10 protein-coding genes are annotated in these 16,350 nt (G+C 73.9%); 2 read left to right on the top strand and 8 right to left on the bottom strand.

Annotated features, from left to right (window positions below; genetic code table 11):
- Positions 1-26: 26 nt before the first annotated feature.
- Positions 27-968 (bottom strand): cyclase family protein, encoded by a 942-nt coding sequence (locus ACZ6ZI_RS07780; RefSeq protein ID WP_469517522.1) that lies wholly within the window; start codon positions 966-968, stop codon positions 27-29.
- A 147-nt stretch (positions 969-1,115) separates the two neighbouring features.
- Here ACZ6ZI_RS07780 and ACZ6ZI_RS07775 point away from each other — a divergent pair, with 147 nt between their 5' ends.
- Positions 1,116-2,300 carry a PP2C family protein-serine/threonine phosphatase gene (locus tag ACZ6ZI_RS07775; protein ID WP_469517519.1) on the top strand — a complete coding sequence of 395 codons (1,185 nt, stop codon included), beginning with the start codon at positions 1,116-1,118 and terminating at the stop codon, positions 2,298-2,300.
- 16 nt (positions 2,301-2,316) lie between these two features.
- Here ACZ6ZI_RS07775 and ACZ6ZI_RS07770 read toward each other — a convergent pair whose 3' ends face one another.
- From ACZ6ZI_RS07770 to ACZ6ZI_RS07745, 6 genes are all read right to left on the bottom strand, one after another.
- Positions 2,317-3,825 (bottom strand): hypothetical protein, encoded by a 1,509-nt coding sequence (locus tag ACZ6ZI_RS07770; protein WP_469517516.1) that lies wholly within the window; start codon positions 3,823-3,825, stop codon positions 2,317-2,319.
- Positions 3,822-9,770 carry a hypothetical protein gene (locus tag ACZ6ZI_RS07765; protein WP_469517513.1) on the bottom strand — a complete coding sequence of 1,983 codons (5,949 nt, stop codon included), beginning with the start codon at positions 9,768-9,770 and terminating at the stop codon, positions 3,822-3,824. Before ACZ6ZI_RS07765 ends, ACZ6ZI_RS07770 begins: the two co-directional genes overlap by 4 nt.
- Before the next feature lie 66 nt (positions 9,771-9,836).
- Positions 9,837-10,214, bottom strand: coding sequence for an FKBP-type peptidyl-prolyl cis-trans isomerase (locus ACZ6ZI_RS07760; protein WP_469517510.1), 378 nt, complete (start codon positions 10,212-10,214; stop codon positions 9,837-9,839).
- 147 nt (positions 10,215-10,361) lie between these two features.
- The gene (locus ACZ6ZI_RS07755) at positions 10,362-11,306 is read right to left on the bottom strand and encodes a 5'-nucleotidase (protein WP_469517507.1); all 945 of its coding nucleotides are present in this window, start codon (positions 11,304-11,306) and stop codon (positions 10,362-10,364) included.
- A gap of 100 nt (positions 11,307-11,406) precedes the next feature.
- Entirely contained in the window at positions 11,407-12,525 is a 1,119-nt protein-coding gene (locus ACZ6ZI_RS07750; RefSeq protein ID WP_469517504.1) for a fatty acid desaturase family protein, read from the bottom strand.
- 7 nt (positions 12,526-12,532) lie between these two features.
- Complete coding sequence (locus tag ACZ6ZI_RS07745; RefSeq protein WP_469517501.1) at positions 12,533-13,591, bottom strand: ferredoxin reductase; 1,059 nt, start codon at positions 13,589-13,591, stop codon at positions 12,533-12,535.
- 86 nt (positions 13,592-13,677) lie between these two features.
- Here ACZ6ZI_RS07745 and ACZ6ZI_RS07740 point away from each other — a divergent pair, with 86 nt between their 5' ends.
- The gene (locus tag ACZ6ZI_RS07740) at positions 13,678-14,811 is read left to right on the top strand and encodes a PucR-like N-terminal domain-containing protein (protein ID WP_469517498.1); all 1,134 of its coding nucleotides are present in this window, start codon (positions 13,678-13,680) and stop codon (positions 14,809-14,811) included.
- On the opposite strand, the gene exaC is transcribed toward ACZ6ZI_RS07740, so the two are convergent.
- On the bottom strand, positions 14,808-16,331 hold the full coding sequence (exaC, locus tag ACZ6ZI_RS07735; RefSeq protein WP_469517495.1) for an acetaldehyde dehydrogenase ExaC: 1,524 nt from the start codon (positions 16,329-16,331) through the stop codon (positions 14,808-14,810). The two genes, ACZ6ZI_RS07740 and exaC, sit on opposite strands and share 4 nt — an antisense overlap.
- Positions 16,332-16,350 lie beyond the last annotated feature (19 nt).

Here is a 16,350-nt window from a genome sequence, read left to right as displayed (position 1 = left end):
GAGTATATTCCCGGTTATTTGTCGCTTCACAGGACGGCGACGGGATTGACCGGAGAGCCCGTCCCGCCGGGAACGTCGAGCGGGCTCACCACGATCATGAACTCGTGGCGTCCCGCCCCGGCGCAGGCGGCCGACAGCGCCTCCAGGTCCAGGTTGTCCAGCAGGGGCACCCCCATGGCGGCGATCGCCAGGGCGTGCACCGGGGAGTGCAGCCCCTCGACGGGGGAGGGGCGTACGTCGCTGTCCCCGTCGGCGCCGAGCAGGCAGATGCCCCGCTCGGCCAGCAGGGGCACCGCGTCCACGTGGAGGCCCGCGCTCGCCGCGTCGACGTCCCAGGGACCCCGCTCGCGCCGCCGCCGGAACCGGCCGGTGCGCAGCAGCACCGCGCACCCGTCGTCGATCCGGATCCCGAGGGCCCGCTCGGCGGCGACCACGTCACGGGCCCGCACGGCGTGCCCGGGCTCCAGCCAGTCCACGCCCAGGACCGCGGGCAGGTCCAGCAGCACGCCCTTGGCGACGAGGGGGCCGAGCGCCGCCACCGCGCCGAAACGGGCGCCCTCCGAACCGATCGCCTCGCGGGCCGGGTACCCCTCGTAGAGCCGCCCCCGGTAGGCGATGTGGGACAGCGCGTCCAGGTGGCTGACGGCCTTGCCGTGGTAGTCGACGGCCAGGAAGTCCTTGTGCGCGGTCGGCTCCGGGGGCTCCACGTCGCCCAGGTCGGACATGTGGTGCAGCGCGGGCCGGGCGTTGTCGGGGCCGGGACGGGTGTTCCAGGGCAGCCCCAGGGCCACCGGCGTACCGTCGCGGACCAGGGCCGCGGCCCGCCTGACGTGCTCCGCGGTGACCCGGTTCCAGGCCCCCCGATCGGCGGGGACCCAGCGGCCCCACGTACGGACCGAGGCGAAGAGGGCGTCGAACTCCCGCCGCGAGACCTCGGGGACCTCCGCGGGACCGCTGCTCGTCGACATGGGGGCTCCCGACTCGAAGGGGTGGCGGGGCGGGGCCGGCGCCCCGCTCCGCGCATCCCTACCCGCCCGCGGCCCGGGCCGGCCGCCCGTACCCGCCGATGGACCCATGAGTGGCGGCCGTACGCCCGTCAGGGGCAGGCTGTAGTCATGAGAGCGCCCCCGCGCTCGCCCCCGGGACCGGGAGCCGGCGGCCACCACCAGGCCCTCTACGCGCTCGCGGAGTGCCTGCCCTTCGCGCTCGCCCTGCTGGTGCTCCTCGTGGAACTCACCCCGGCGCACTTCGTCTACACGGGCCCCCTCCTCGTGGCCACCCCCGCGCTCGCGGCCGTCACGATGGGCCCCCGGGGCACCCTCGCCGCGACGGCCCTCGCCGTGGCCGTCAGCGTGGTCACCGCCACCCACAACCGGGCCTGGGGCGGCCAGCAGGTCTACACGAACCTCTTCGCGCTGACCCTGGTGTCGGTGGCGAGCGTCATGACCAGCCGCGCCGTGCGCACGCGCCACGACAACGAGCTCAACCAGGTCCGCCGGATCGCCGCCGCCGCCCAGGACGTCCTCCTGCGCCCCGTCGCCGCCCGGCTGGGTCCCGTACGGGCGGCCAGCATGTACCTGGCGGCCGAGACGGGCGCCCAGATCGGCGGGGACCTCTACGAGGCCGTCCAGACCCGCTACGGGGTCCGGATGATCATCGGTGACGTCCGCGGCAAGGGGCTGCCCGCCGTACGGGCCGCGGCGGTCGTCCTCGGCGCGTTCCGCGAGGCCGTGCACTACGAGGACGACCTGGTGGAGGTCGTCAACCACTGCGGAGCGGCCCTGAGGCGGGACGCCGCCGTCCCCGGCGCGGGCCTGGCCGACGGGGACGTCCTCCTGGAGGGGTTCGTCACCGTGCTCGTGGCCCAGATCCCGCCGACCCCCGACGTCGAGGTCGTCAACCGGGGCCACCCGCCGCCGCTCCTGCTGCGCGACGGGACGGTCCGGCCCCTGGAGCCGGGCACCCCCCTGCCACCGCTCGGTCTGGAGGAGTTCATGACCGGCCCCGCCGGGCGGACCGACCGCTACCCGTTCGGGGTGGGGGACCGGCTGCTGCTGCACACCGACGGGGTCATCGAGGCCCGCGACGAGGACGACGCCTTCTTCGACCTGCCGCGGGCCATGGAGGCGATGCGCGGCCACAGCCGCAAGGCCTTCCTGGAGGGGCTGAGGCAGGCCCTGACGCGGCACACCCGGGGCCGGCTGGCGGACGACGTGGCGGTCATCCTCGTCGACCGCGTCGAGGACGACCACCCCCACCCGCCCGGGACCCCCACCGACCTCCCGGACCCGTACGCGTGACGGCGCCCGCGCCCCCTCAGGAGCACAGGACGTCCACCAGGGCCGCCAGCGCCCGGTTGTCCAGCGGGGTGCGGTGGGCGAGCTTGTTGCGGGAACTCCACAGGGTGCGCAGCCGGTCGGCCTCGGGTCGGGTGAGCCGTACGTGACCCTGGAGGTGCGCGCTCCACATCGCGCCGAGCTCCATGTCGGCGGACCGGCCGTAGAGCGCGACGAGTTCGGCCCCGCGAAGGCGCGACCGGACCACGATCACGTGGGTGAACCGCTCGCGGGCGGTGTCGAGCAGGGGCAACAGGGCGTGGTTCTGGGCCAGCCAGATGCCGGTGCGCACACCGTCCGCACCGTCCTCGTGCCCGGCCGGGGCGTCCGGGCGGCGGCGCAGGCGGCCGTCCCACCGGTCGAGCGCGCCCAGGTTCCACGCGGGGCGCAGGGCGGCGTTCGGATGGAGGGCGGCGGCGGTGGGCTCCGCCTCGCGCGGGCCGGGCACGGGGGCCGCCGTCCCGGACGCCGGGGCGGCCGGCGCCACGAGCCGGCGCAACCGCTCCGGGAGGCCGTCCGGGAGCCCGTCCCACTCGACCGCCAGCCGCTCCGCCAGATCGAGGAAGGGCCCGCACACCTCGACGACGGTGGCCTGGGCCACCGCTTCGAGGAGCTGGTGGCGGGCGGCCGGACCGGGCGGGCGGGGCCGGGACATGGCCACCACCGTCGCGGTGTCCAGCCGGCCGAGGGCGCCCCACCACCAGTGCACGCCGACGTCCTCGCGCGCGATCTCCTCCGGCAGCTCCACGGGCAGTTCCGTCGCCGTGGCCAGCAACAGCAGCCGCGGCCGCCGCTCCGGGGGCATGCCAGCCGCCTTGACCGTGGCGGCCAGTCGCCGCAGCAGGTCGGTGGCGGCGACCGGCGCCGCCTCCAACCAACCCCGCACCACGATCACCCGGTTCTCCCCGGGGTGCCGCGTGGCGTCGGTGAGGAGGGCGAGGAGCCCCTCTATCCCGGTGTCCCCGCCCCGGTCGAAGGCCGGATCGCCCAGTTCCTTCACGATCCGGTCGGCCAGGGAGCCGTAGCCCGGCTCCTCGTGGCGGACGGCCGCTGCCGAGGGCGCGCGGGGCGCGGGGAGCGCCGCGGTCGGCGTCCGCGCGGTCGAGAAGGCGGACAGTCCGTCGTCGTAGTCCAGGACCGGGTCGCCGTCTCCCCAGGCGGCCGCCGCCACCCGCGCCGACGGGGCGGGGGCGCGGACTTCGGCCCGTGCGCCGTCGCCGGGCGCGGGGACGAGGACGAAGTCCGCCAACTCGTGGAGCAGCTCGTCCAGCAGGGCGCCGGCGACGGTCGGCACCCCGGGCGACCGGCCCTGGGGGAACAGGCACACGCAGCTCCGGCCCGACCGCAGGTCCTCCAGCAGTCGGCGCGTCCACAACCGAGCCCCGGGCAGCGCGGCCAACGGGGTCCCGAGGGCCCCGGGCGGCTCGGCGGCCCCGGGCGAGCCGTGGGGCGCGGGCGGCTCGGGGGCCCCGGGCGGCTCGGGGGTCACGTCGGTTCCGACAGGACCTGGAGCGCCCGGAAGGTGATCCGGTCGAGCGAGCAGCCGTCCGGTCCGTCGTCCAGTACGCCGTGGTCGAGCAGCCGGCCCACGAGCGGTCCGACCTCCTCGATCCGCAGCCCGGTGACCGCCGCGATGTCGGCGTACGCGCACGCCTCGCCCGGCTCCACGTACTGGATCCAGTCGGTCAGCACCGCCGTCAGTCCGCTGTCGAGCCCGACCCGCTCCAGGTGCGAACGGGCGAAGTCCACCCGTCCCGCGAAGTCCCCGGCGTCCTCCAGGGCCGCTTCGAGCGGGGAGCCCTCACGGGTGATGCGGTGCACCGTCCGCTCCAGCAGGTGCGGCCAGCCGCCGGTGAGTTCGATGACCCTGCGCCGCTTGTCCGGGGTGTCGAACGGACACTCCGGCCAGGCGCGCAGGCTGTCCGTCGTCCACCGCTCGGGACGCACGACGCCGGTGATGACCTCGTCCTTGCGGCCCCACTCGGACGGACCCACCAGAAGGACGGCCGTCCGGTGGGGCATCCCGCCCTCGGGCGGGGAGGTACGGGCGTGCAGGGCCTTCGTCCAGTCCGCGACCTCGGCGGGGCCCCTGCCCCGGACGTCGGCCAGGATCAGGAGCGGTCGGTCGTCCGCGTCCCGCGCCACGGCCCGCGGCGGGGCGTCGGCGGGCGCCTCCCGGAACTCCAGCCCGCGCGCGGTGGAGTACGACTTCACCGCGGCCTTCACGAGCGCCGGACCGTGTGCCTCGGTCAGGCACACCGCGGCCACGCCCGGGGCCGTCACCGTGTGGAGCTGGTGCTCCGTCAGCGGACTGTAGCGGGCGATGTTCGCGCGGTCCGTGCCGACGAACCGCCGCGAGAAGCGCGGGTTGTAGTCGTACGGGAGCCCGAACTCCGTTTGGCGCAGTTCCAGTTCGAGGTCCTCGCGGGTACCGAGCATGCTGACGACGTTGGGGCTGCGCACGGCGTAGCTGCGCCCGTCGGCCAGCTGGATGAGCAGGCCCAGGCCGACCATCTCGTCCAGGTAGATCCGTACGTCGGTCGCGGTGAGCGAACCGAAACCCTCCCGCCAGCGCTCCTTGGCCGCCCTCAACAGCTCGTCGGCGTCGTAGCCGTACCGGTAGAGGTCCTCCTGACTGCGCAAGGCGATCACCAGGGCCAGCACCCGGTAGCGGTCCTCCAGGTTGATCGTGATGCGATGCCGCTCCGCGATGTGCCGGTGGACCTGGGCGGACCCGGTCACGGACCGGACGTCCTCGTCCGTCACCGTGATCGGCCAGTTCGCCGAGGCCACCGACTTGGTCCGCAGGGTCGCCACGAGCCGCTCGCAGAAGATCTGGACCAGACACGCCTGGTAGTTCGTCGCGGCGAGCACCCGCCAGACCAGCTCGGGCCGCTCGAAGCGGTATCCGAAGGCCGCCATCGGCTCGACGACCAGACGCTGCGCCTCGGCCGGCTTCAGCGTACTGATCAGCACGTCCGGACCGCCGTGCGTCAGGGGCACGTTGGAGAGGTGGCCGAAGCGCTGCACCTGGTGCAGACCCGCGAAGACGATCTTGAACCGCCGGTCGGTGCGGTCCATCAGGCCCTTGAGCCGCAGCACGTTGGCGAAGGTGGCCTCCCCGCCCCGCCCGCGCACCGCCTTGGAATCCGCCGTCAGGAAGGCGTCGGCCTCGTCCGCCAGCACCAGCACCCGCCGGTCGTGCCCCTCCTCCAACCACCGCTCCACCCGGGCGAGCATGGCGTCCGGCGTGTCGTCCGAACGCGCCGACGCGTCCAGCACGCCCACGCGCCGCAGCTCGTCCTCCAGCACGGCCCAGACGCGTTCGGCCGGCTCGGCCTCACCCACCCCGCGCGCCTTGAGGTCGACGTAGATGGCCTTGTGGCCGGGCGTGCCGGGGAAGGACGCCTGGACCTTGCGCAGCAGGGCGGACTTGCCCAACTGGCGCCCGCCGTAAAGGAACAGCGCCCCGAGCGGGTCCGTCACGGCGGCGATCTCCTCCTGCCGCCCGTAGAACACCTCGGGGGGCACGAGCCCGGCCACGAAGGGCGTGTACGGGTTGTACGCCGTCCAGGGAAGGGTGACCCGCTGGGTGGCCCGGAAGGACCGCGGGGAGCGCGCGGCCACCCAGCCGAACACGGCGGGGTCCACCACCAGCGCCTGCTGGGAGGCGGCGGTGCGCGCCCGCCCCGCCATCTCCCGCCGCCCGCCGAGCCCGAGCGGGTACAGGTAGAGGATCAGGCAGGCCCCGGAGTCGCTGCTGTCCAGCAGCTCCAGCGGGCTGCGACCCCGCTGCTCGTCGGAGACCACGAGGATGGTGTACGAGGACGCGGCCGACCCCAGGGCGGCCACGTACCCGGGAGCCGTCTCGCTCGCCCGCGCCCGGGCGGTGAGCCGCAGCACCCCGCGCACCTGGCCCTGCTGGTCGCGGACCGGCGTGTGCGGGCACTCCAGCCCCAGCACGCGCAGGACCGAGGGGATGTGCCGCTGCCACTCCGAGCCCCGGGTCGAGGGCCGGCACAGGGCGTCCCACGAGTCCAGCCCGCTGCGGGCCCCCTCGGTCAGGGGGTTGCCGTCCAGATAGGACTCGGCCCACGGGCGGGCGGAGTAGCCCTGGGCGCCGGATGTCCTGCGCACCCCGGCCAGCTCGATCCCGGCGGTGAAGCGCTCCAGCTCCGCGCCCGAGTCCGTGGTGCTCCAGTCGGGCAGGGGCTTGCCCTCCCGCAGCAGCGCCAGACACTCCTCGGCGGTGACCGTGTCCCCGAGGTCCAGCAGCGAGGTGAGCCGACGCAGTTCCTCGTCCGACGGGTTCAGCGCCGTCACGCTCTCGTGGAGGCGCTCCACGTAGGCCCGGACCGCCGCCCGCATCTCGCCCTCCAGGACGGTGATGCCGGCGCAGGCCCGACCGAACGCGCCCTCCGGGGCGGGCCGGCGCAGCTCTTCGAGCCGGCCGACGACTTCGCGTTCCGTCTGCATGTCGAGCTGCTGGGTGCGCAGTTCGGCGAGGAGACCGCTCGCGGCGGCGTGGGCCTTGCGGTGGACGGCGCTCCAGCGCGTCCACTCGGGGTCGCGCAGTTGCCGCCAGTCGCGGGGCACGGCGTCGGGCCCCGCGGGGAGCGCCGGGACGAGGTCCTGTTCCAGCGCCGCGACCAGGGCGTCGGCGAGGTGCAGGTCGCCCTGCTCGAAGTAGCGCCGGAGCACCGCGCGGGCGTCGACGGGGTCCAGCAGCGTGAGCACCGCCTCCTCGAACCCCTCCTCGGCGGGCAGCGGCGCCCCCTCGGGGGACCGGGGGAGTCCCGATGCGGCCAGGAGGGCCTCGGTCCGGGGCTGGTCCATCACCCGTACGGCATCGGGGTCCCGCGCCGGGACGGCGGTGCCGGGCGAACGGTCGCCTTCGAGGAGCCACGTGCGCAGCCGCAGCAGGGCGGCCCCCTCGACGCCCGGCGGGGGCGTCTCGTCGCGTACCTGTTCGAGGGCGTGGCGCAGGGTGGTGGCGGCACCGTCCGCGCGCTCGTCGACGACGGGCGCGGCCAGCGCCCGGGCGCGCGACAGCAGGTCGCAGACCTGCTCGATGCTGCGCAGCAGGGCCCGTTTGGCGGCGGCCTCGATGTGCTCCTTCGCCTGTTTCGGCGTACGGATCTCGGCGTCGGCCTCCTCGATCATGCGCTCGGCGGAGCCGCGCTTGCGGAAGAGTTCCCACGCCCGGTCGAGCTCGGCCGGCCCGGCCGTGCCGGCGGCCCAGTGGCCGACCGCTTCCAGCGCCTTCCCCAGGGGCTGGTCCGAGTCGATCAGACGGGTCCTGACCTGGGTCGCGCGGGTGTAGCCGATGCGCTGGCGCCGCAGGGCGTCGCGCAGTTCGTCGGCCTCGGAGGAGAGCTGCTCCGGGGTGAGCCCGACCACGGTGTCGGTGGCCAGGCGGGTCGCGCTGAGGTCGAGCCGGTGGTAGCGGCGCAGCGCGTCGACGGCCCGTTCGAGGAGCTTGCCCCAGTTCCCGGGCACGCTGGAGGAGAGCTCGGCCTGGATCAGGAGGTCGTTGGGCCACCCCACCAACAGGCCGGCCCGCAGCGAGGCCACGGCGGCGAGCACCAGGGCGGGGCGGTCGGCCTGGAGCGCCTCGATCTCCAGGGCGAAGCCGGTCATCACCGCCGCGGCCTCTCCCTCGTCGCCGCAGGCGAAGGCGGCCTCGGCGAAGGCGAGGGTCTCGGCGCGGTGCGGGGGCTCCGCCGAGCCGACCGTCGTCCAGTAGGCCTCCTGGAAGCGGCCCTGGGCGATCAGCCGGGCCACCGCGGCCTCCGCGCCGTCGGGCGCCTCCGGCGGCGTCCAGGGCGTGAAGCGCGAGTGCTCCGGGGCCTTGGGGCCGGTGTTCGGGGCCGCCGTGTCCTCCGGGGCGCCGGAGGCGTCCGCGCCGGAGCGTTCGGCCGCCGGCGCCGCCTCGGGGGCCGGGGCCGGGGCCGCGGCGGGGGCGGGCGCGGGCTGCGGCGCGGGCGCCGGGGCGGGCTGCGGCTCCGGTGCGGAGACGGGCTCCGCGACCGCTTCCGGGGGCGGGGCGGGCGCCTGCGCGTCCGGGGCCGTTCGGGGTTCCGCTTCCGGTTCCGGCAGCGGTTCGGGAAGCGGTTCGGGAAGCGATTCGGGCTCCGGCTCCGGTTCCGGCTCCGAGGGCGCGGTCGGCGCCTCGGTCCGGGCCGCGGTCCGGGCCGCCCCGGCCACCGGTTCGGGCGTCGCGTCGGACGGGCCGCTCCGTTCCGCCGCGGGGTCCGCCTCCGGCTCGGGTTCGGGCTCCGGCTCGGGCTCCGGCAACGACTCCGGTTCCGCCTCCGACTCCGCCTCCGGCCGTGCTTCCGTTTCCGTAGCCGGCCCGGACGACGGCGCGGCCGCGTCGGGCGCCCGTCCCTGTGCGGGCACGGACGCCGACGGGGGCGGGGCGCCGTCCGGGAGCGCGCCGGCCGCTCCGGCCGCCAGGAGCTCGCCGATGCGGGTCTCCAGCGCGGTCAGCGACTGCTGCAACAGGACGTGGTGCGGCGCGTCGGGCGCCGTCTTGTCCAGGAGGACGAGGATGTCCGCGCGGTCCTCGTCCAGCCGGAGCAGCTCCTCGGCGCGCCGCGCGGCCGCGTCCCGGAGCTCCCGCGCGAGCGCGTCGAGTTCGGCGAAACCCGCCTCCCCGGGCCACGTACGGCCGTCGGCGGCGAGCAGGTCCGCGATCAGGGCGCGTTCCCGCCGCCATTCCTCCAACCGGACGGCCAGGAGGTCCGGAACGGCCCGTCCGGCCCGCACCCGCCCGAGCGTCTCCTCCAACACGCGGTCGAGCTCCGCCGATCGCTCGCCCAGCATCCGCCGCGACGCGCGCAGTCGGTCCTCGCTGATCTCCACGGCCAACGGGCCGCCCTCCTCCTGTACGTCGTCCGTCCCGACGGCTTCCTCGTCGGCGTCCGATCCGTCCTCGGCGCTCGCGCCGGCCGGGCGGCAGGGTCCGCCGCCCGGTTCGCACCCGCACGGGGTCCCGGGGGCCGTGGCGGCCTCCCACAGGTCCTCCCACCGCTCCTCGACCGATCCGCCCTCGGCGAGCCGGTCGTCGGCGAGGCCGTACAGGGTGATCTGCGCGAGCACCGGATCGACCTCCCGGAGCATCCGCCGCAGCTGTTCCGCCTCCGGCCTCGCCAACCGCGCGGGCGGATGCCCGTAGCACCGCTCCAGGCGGTACATCGTCCAACCGGACGCGTAGTGCGCGATCGCCGTGAGGCCGGCCGCGCTCGTACGGTTGAGCCACGTACGGGCGGCGAGGACCTCACGGCGCCGCAGGCGCGGCGCCGGCCCGTTCCCGGTGGTGGCGATGCCCGGTATCTGCGCCAACATGCCCGGAATCGCGAGGAGTTCCCGCAGCGCGCGGTCGTCCAGCCCGGTCACCCAGGCGCGGAGCCCCTCCCCCTTGGTGTGCATGGACGGATCGTGCCAGAAGCACGTGCGCCCGCACGCGGCTTTCCACGGATCCCACCGCTCACGTCCTCAGACCACCGAGAGCAGGTCCACCACGAAGACGAGCGTGGAGCCCGCCGGGATCAGCGGCGAGGGGGACTGCCCGCCGTAGCCGAGGCGCGGCGGAACGATGATCTCGCGCCGTCCGCCGACCTTCATCCCCCTGATGCCCCGGTCCCAGCCCTTGATGACCCGGCCGCCGCCCACGGCGAACTTGAACGGCTGGTCCCGCTCCCAGGAGGAGTCGAACTCCCTGCCCGTGGCGAAGGTGACCCCGACGTAGTGGACCCGGACCACCCGGCCGGGCTTCGCCTCCGGCCCGTCCCCGACGACGAGGTCGCGGACGGTCAACTCCTCGGGTGCCTCGCCCTCGGGGAGTTCGATCTCCGGCTTGGTCGGTTCGCTCATCGCGGCTCGCTCCTCTCCGCCGGCCCCCTCGCGGGGACCGGCCGGTCGCGTGGTCGCTCCACGCGGTGGACGATCACGCTACCGAGTGGGCCGATCGACCTCCGGTGCGGTGCGTCGGCGCACCGGGCGCGGCCGCGGGCACGCCACTCATTCAGGCCCCGGAAGGGGTGCGTTGACGACCCCGAACGGTACGTGGACGCTCGGGGTGGCGGGCGCGGTGCCGGCCAGGTGGGCGACCTGGTCGTCGAAGAAGATGTGCGGGTCGAGGGCGCGCATCACGGCGGCCTTGTCGATGCCGCCGAGGAAGAAGGCGTCGTCGACGCGCAGCCCCCACTGCTTGAGGCTGTGCAGGGCGCGTTCGTGCGCGGGGGCGTCCCGGGCGGTTACCAGGGACACGCGCAGGCGGGGCCGATAGGTGGGGTCCTCGCGGCGTTCCTCCTCCTCGCGGAGCTGGATGCGGTTGATGCCCGCGAGGAAGTCCTTCAGGGGGCCCGGGTCGTGAGGGGTGGCCGCGTTGAGGACCTCGTGCGCGCGGAACCCGTCGATGCCGGCGGTGCGGTAGATCCGCTCCGAGGAGTCGCCCGCCAGTACGCCGTCGAAGTCGAAGGCGATGCGCAGTTCCCGGTCGGTGTCGTCGTCGACCCGCTCGGTCTGGAGCACGTGCCCCGCCGGCAGGCCGTCGGCCACCGCTTCCCGAACGTCGGAGCCGTTGGCCGACAGGAACAGGGACATGTTCAGGGCGGGTATGAAGCGGTGTGACGACCGGCCCGGCCGGAACACGGCCCGGCTGATGTGCAGGCCGTGCGCGGCGACGGAACGCATGACGCGCAGGCCCGTGTCCGGGTCGTTGCGCGACAGGATGATGACCTCGACCAGCGGATCGAGGGGATCCGCGAGGTCGTTCAGCGACAGCAGACGCCGGACGAAGGGGAAGGCCACCCCCTTGCCCAGGACGTCGTCCACGTGGGCCTCCTGGTACCTCCGGTACGCGTCCTCGCCCTGCTGCCGGAACACCGCGTCGCACTCGGAGAGGTCGAACAGGGCGCTGGAGGCGATCCCGATGACGACGCGGTGGGACAGGTCGTACTTCATCTCACCCCCCTGCCGACACACGGGCATCATCAAGACGGTTATCGCCCGTTCGAGTATGCCGAAAACATGTGCGCACCCCGCTCGGTACCGATGTCGGACGTCAGGCGGCGACGAGCTCCTTCTCGCGGTCCGGGGCGTCGACCTTGGGCTTCCTGTTCGGCAGGGAGAGCCGGAAGACCTTGCGCCACGCGGAGAACACCTGCTTGGGCAGCGGCCCGGTGACGTACTCCAGCTCGTACTTCTCGAACAGCGCGCGCACCTCGACCGCGACCTCGGCGTACCGGTTGCTCGGCAGGTCCGGGAAGAGGTGGTGCTCGATCTGGTGCGACAGGTTGCCCGTCATGAAGTGCATGGCCTTGCTGCCGCTGATGTTCGCCGAGCCCATCATCTGGCGCAGGTACCACTGGCCGCGCGTCTCGCCCTTGATCGACCGGCGCTCGAAGACCTGCACGCCCTCGGGGAAGTGCCCGCACATGATCACCGAGTGGGACCAGAGGTTGCGGACCAGGTTCGCGGTGAACGTGGCGGCGAGCGTGGTGAGGAAGGACGGGCCCGACAGCAGCGGGTGGATCACGTAGTCCTTGAGCACCTGCTTGCGGATCTTGCGGCCGACGGCCCGGGCCCGCGCGCGGAACTCCGGGTTCTTGCGGCGGCGCTTGTGCAGGTTCTTGCCGAGCTCCAGGTCGTAGGCCGCGATCCCGTACTCGAAGAAGCAGGCGTTGATGAAGTTCCACAGCGGCTGGCCGAGGTGGAACGGGTGCCACTTCTGGTCCTCGTCGACGCGCATGATGCCGTAGCCGAGGTCGTTGTCCTTGCCGATCACGTTGGTGTACGTGTGGTGCAGCTCGTTGTGCGAGTGCCGCCACTGATCGGACGGCGAGACGTGGTCCCACTCCCAGGTGGTGGAATGGATCTTCGGGTCCCGCATCCAGTCCCACTGGCCGTGCAGGACGTTGTGGCCGATCTCCATGTTGTCCATGATCTTCGCCACGGAGAGCCCGGCTGTGCCGATCAGCCAGGCGGGCGGGAAGAACGAGAACAGCAGCACGCCCCTGCTGGCCAGCTCCAGCTTGCGCTGCGCCGAGATGACCTTCCGGATGTAGGCGGCGTCCTTCTCGCCGCGGTCGGCGATCACCGCGTCGCGGATCGCGTCCAGCTCGCGGCCGAGCTCCTCGATCTGCTCCGCGGTGAGGTGGGCGGTGGGGTCGATGGCGGTCAAGGTGCTCCTACCGTTCGATGTCGCAGGGGCCCGCCGCGGCGGACACGCAGGTCTGGATGAGGACGCCCGGCTCGGCCTCGGTGATCTCGCCGGTGCGCAGGTCGCGGACGGCGCCCGCCTTGAGCGGCGTGACGCAGCCGAAGCAGATGCCCATGCGGCACCCGGACGGCATCAGCACGCCGGCCTCCTCGCCGACGTCCAACAACGGCGTGGCGCCGTCCGCGTCGACGGTCCTGCCGGTGGCGCTGAACGTGACCTCGCCGCCGTCACCGGCGACGACGCCGACGCCGGCGCGGAAGCGTTCGGTGTGCAGGCGCTCCGCGACGCCGCGCCCGCGCCAGAACCCCTCGGCGGCGTCGAGCAGGCCCGCGGGCCCGCAGGCCCAGGTCTCGCGCTCGGCCCAGTCGGGTACCAGTTCGTCGAGACGGGCGATGTCGAGCACGCCCTCCGTGTCGGTGTGCACCTCGGTGAGCCGCAGCCTGCCCTCCGCGACCAGGTCGTGCAGCTCGCCGCGGAAGATCACGTCCTGCGGCCGCGGCGCGCAGTGCACCATGACGACGTCGTCGAACCCGGTGTCGCGCAGCATGCCCATCACGGGCGTGATGCCGCTGCCCGCGGTCAGGTAGAGCACCTTGGCGGGCTTGACCTCCGGCAGGACGAAGTCACCGGTCGGCTGGTCGAGCCGGATCAGCGTGCCCGGTTTCGCCCTGCGGACCAGGTGGTTGCTGACCTTGCCGTCCGGGATCGCCTTCACAGTGATCGTGACGCGACCGTCCCGGCGGTCCGTTGGCGAGGTGAGGGAGTAGGCGCGCCACAGGCGCCTCCCGTCGACGTCGACCCCGATGCGCACGTACTGGCCGGCCGTGTGGCCGCGCCAGCCCTTGCCCGGCCTGATCACGACGGTCGCGGCGTCCCCCGTCTCGGGGTGCACGGCCTCGATGCGCCCGCGCAGGTCGGCACCCGCCCGCAGCGGGCTGACCAGGTCGAGGTAGTCCGACGGCAGCAGCGGCGTCGTGATCATCTCCAGCAGTTTCCACGCCCTACTGCGGAGGGTTGTACTCGTCATGACTCCAGCTTGATGCGCCGCGAGGCGTAAAGTCCTGACCACAAGACGTAAATTTCGTCGGCTGAATTGTTCGCAGGGAATAAAATATGAGTCACCCCATCCGGATGGTCACCGAACCGGCCCTGGATCGGACAACCGTCACCGCACTTCGGGCCGCGCTGAGGACCACCGCGGACGAGGTCGTCCAGGCGATCATCGACGAGGTCCCTCCCTACGCGAACGCCCTGTCGGGCCGCATGGGCGTCACCATCCGCCGGGCCGTCCGCACCGCCCTGGGGCACTACCTGGACCTCGCGAGCGGGAACGCCACGGGCGGCGACGCCGGTGACGCGGCCTACGAGCTCGGCCGCGGCGAGGTGCGCGACGGGCGCTCGATGGACGCCCTGCTCAGCGCCTACCGCGTCGGCGCCCGCGTGGCCTGGCGGTGCCTGGCGGCGGGCGCCGTACCCGCGGGTCTGCCCGCCGCCGAGGTCGCCAGGTTCGCCGAGCTGACCTTCGCCTACATCGACGAGCTCTCCGCCGCGAGCGCCGCCGGCCACGCCGACGAGCTGGCCGCCCGGGGCCGGGAACACGAGCGCCACCTGGAACACCTGGCCCGCGACCTCCTCGCCGGCGCGAGCCCCGACGTGCTGCTGGCCTCCGTCCAGCGGGCCGGGTGGCAGCCCCCGGTCTCGCTGACCGCCGTCCTGCTGCCCGCCGCCCAGGCCCGGCCCGCCTACCGCACGCTCGACCCGAGCACCCTCGTCCTGGACGACCTGCCGGACGCCTTCGGCGTGCTGCTCGTCCCCGACGCCGACCGGCCCCACCTCCTGCGGCAGCTGACCGACCGCACCGCCGTGGTCGGCCCGGCCCGGCCGTGGACCCGCGCCTGCGCCTCGTACGCGCGAGCCGCACGCGCGCGCTCCCTGTCCTCCGCCATCCGCGACACCGAGGAACACCTGCCCGAGCTGGTGCTGAGCGCCGACGGGGACGCGTTCGCGGACCTGCGCGCCCGGGCCCTCGCCCCGCTGCGGACCCTGCCCGTCGCGACCGCGCGGCGGCTGGAGGAGACGCTGCGGGCGTGGCTGCTGCACCAGGGCAGGCGGGACGAGGTGGCGGCGGCGCTGTTCGTCCACCCCCAGACGGTCCGCTACCGGATGGCCCAGCTGCGGGACCTGTTCCCGGACCTCGCCTCGCCCCACCGGGTCCTCGAACTCACCCTGGCGGTCGGCCTCCCCTAGAAGAGGCCGAGCTTCTTCGGGGAGTAGCTGACCAGCAGGTTCTTCGTCTGCTGGTAGTGCTCCAGCATCATCTTGTGGGTCTCGCGGCCGATGCCCGACTGCTTGTAGCCGCCGAAGGCGGCGTGCGCCGGGTAGGCGTGGTAGCAGTTCGTCCAGACGCGGCCGGCCTGGATCGAGCGGCCCGCGCGGTAGGCCGTGTTGACGTCGCGGGTCCACACCCCCGCGCCCAGGCCGTACGAGGTGTCGTTCGCGATGCGGATCGCGTCGTCGAAGTCCTGGAAGGAGGTCACCGACACCACCGGGCCGAAGATCTCCTCCTGGAAGATCCGCATCCGGTTGTCGCCCTCGAAGATGGTCGGCCGGACGTAGAAGCCCCCCGCCAACTCCCCGCCGTGCTCGATCCGCTCGCCGCCCGTGAGGATCTTCGCGCCCTCCCGCTGCCCGATCTCCACGTACGAGAGCACCTTCCTCAGCTGCTCCTCGGAGGCCTGCGCGCCGATCATGGTGTCCGTGTCCAGCGGGTGCCCCGGCACGATCAGCTCGGTGCGCGCCACGGCCGCGTCCAGGAAGTCGGCGTACCGGCCCCGTTCGATCAGCGCGCGCGACGGGCTCGTACACACCTCGCCCTGGTTCAGCGCGAACATCGTGAAGCCCTCCAGGGCCTTGTCGCGCAGGTCGTCGTCGGTGGTCCAGATGTCGTCGAAGAAGAGGTTCGGGCTCTTGCCGCCGAGTTCCAGGGTGACCGGGACCAGGTGCTCGGCCGCGTACCGCATGATCAGCCGGCCGGTGGAGGTCTCCCCGGTGAAGGCCACCTTCGCCACGCGCGGACTCGACGCCAGCGGCTTGCCGGCCTCCTCGCCGAAGCCGTTGACGATGTTCACCACGCCCGGAGGCAGCAGGTCCGCCACCAGGCTGAGCCAGTAGTGCACCGAGACCGGGGTCTGCTCGGCCGGCTTGAGGACGACCGTGTTGCCGGCCGCCAACGCCGGGGCGAGCTTCCACACCGCCATCAGGATCGGGAAGTTCCACGGGATGATCTGCCCGACCACGCCCAACGGCTCGTGGAAGTGGTAGGCGACGGTGTCCTCGTCGAGCTGGCTGAGCGCGCCCTCCTGGGCGCGCAGCGCGCCCGCGAAGTACCGGAACTGGTCGATGGCCAGCGGCATGTCGGCGGCCAGGGTCTCGCGGATCGGCTTGCCGTTCTCCCAGCTCTCCGCGACGGCCAGCGCCTCCAGGTTCCGCTCCATGCGGTCCGCGACGCGCAGCAGGATCGCCGAGCGCTCGGTCGCCGACGTGCGCCCCCAGGCGGGAGCCGCCGCGTGCGCCGCGTCCAGGGCGCGCTCCACGTCCTCGGCCGTACCGCGCGCCACCTCGGTGAAGGGCAGCCCGGTGACGGGGGAGCGGTTCTCGAAGTAGCGGCCGCGCGCGGGCTCCACGTACGCGCCGCCGATGTAGTGGTCGTAGCGGGACGCGTACGACATCAGGGCGCCCTCGGTACCGGGCGCGGCGTATCGGGTCATGGTGTCCTCCCCTGGCCGG

It is taken from the genome of Streptomyces sp. NPDC103540 (genome assembly GCF_055584445.1).
The sequence above is the reverse complement of the archived record's forward strand: the minus strand, read 5'-3'. Positions and strand labels throughout refer to the sequence as shown.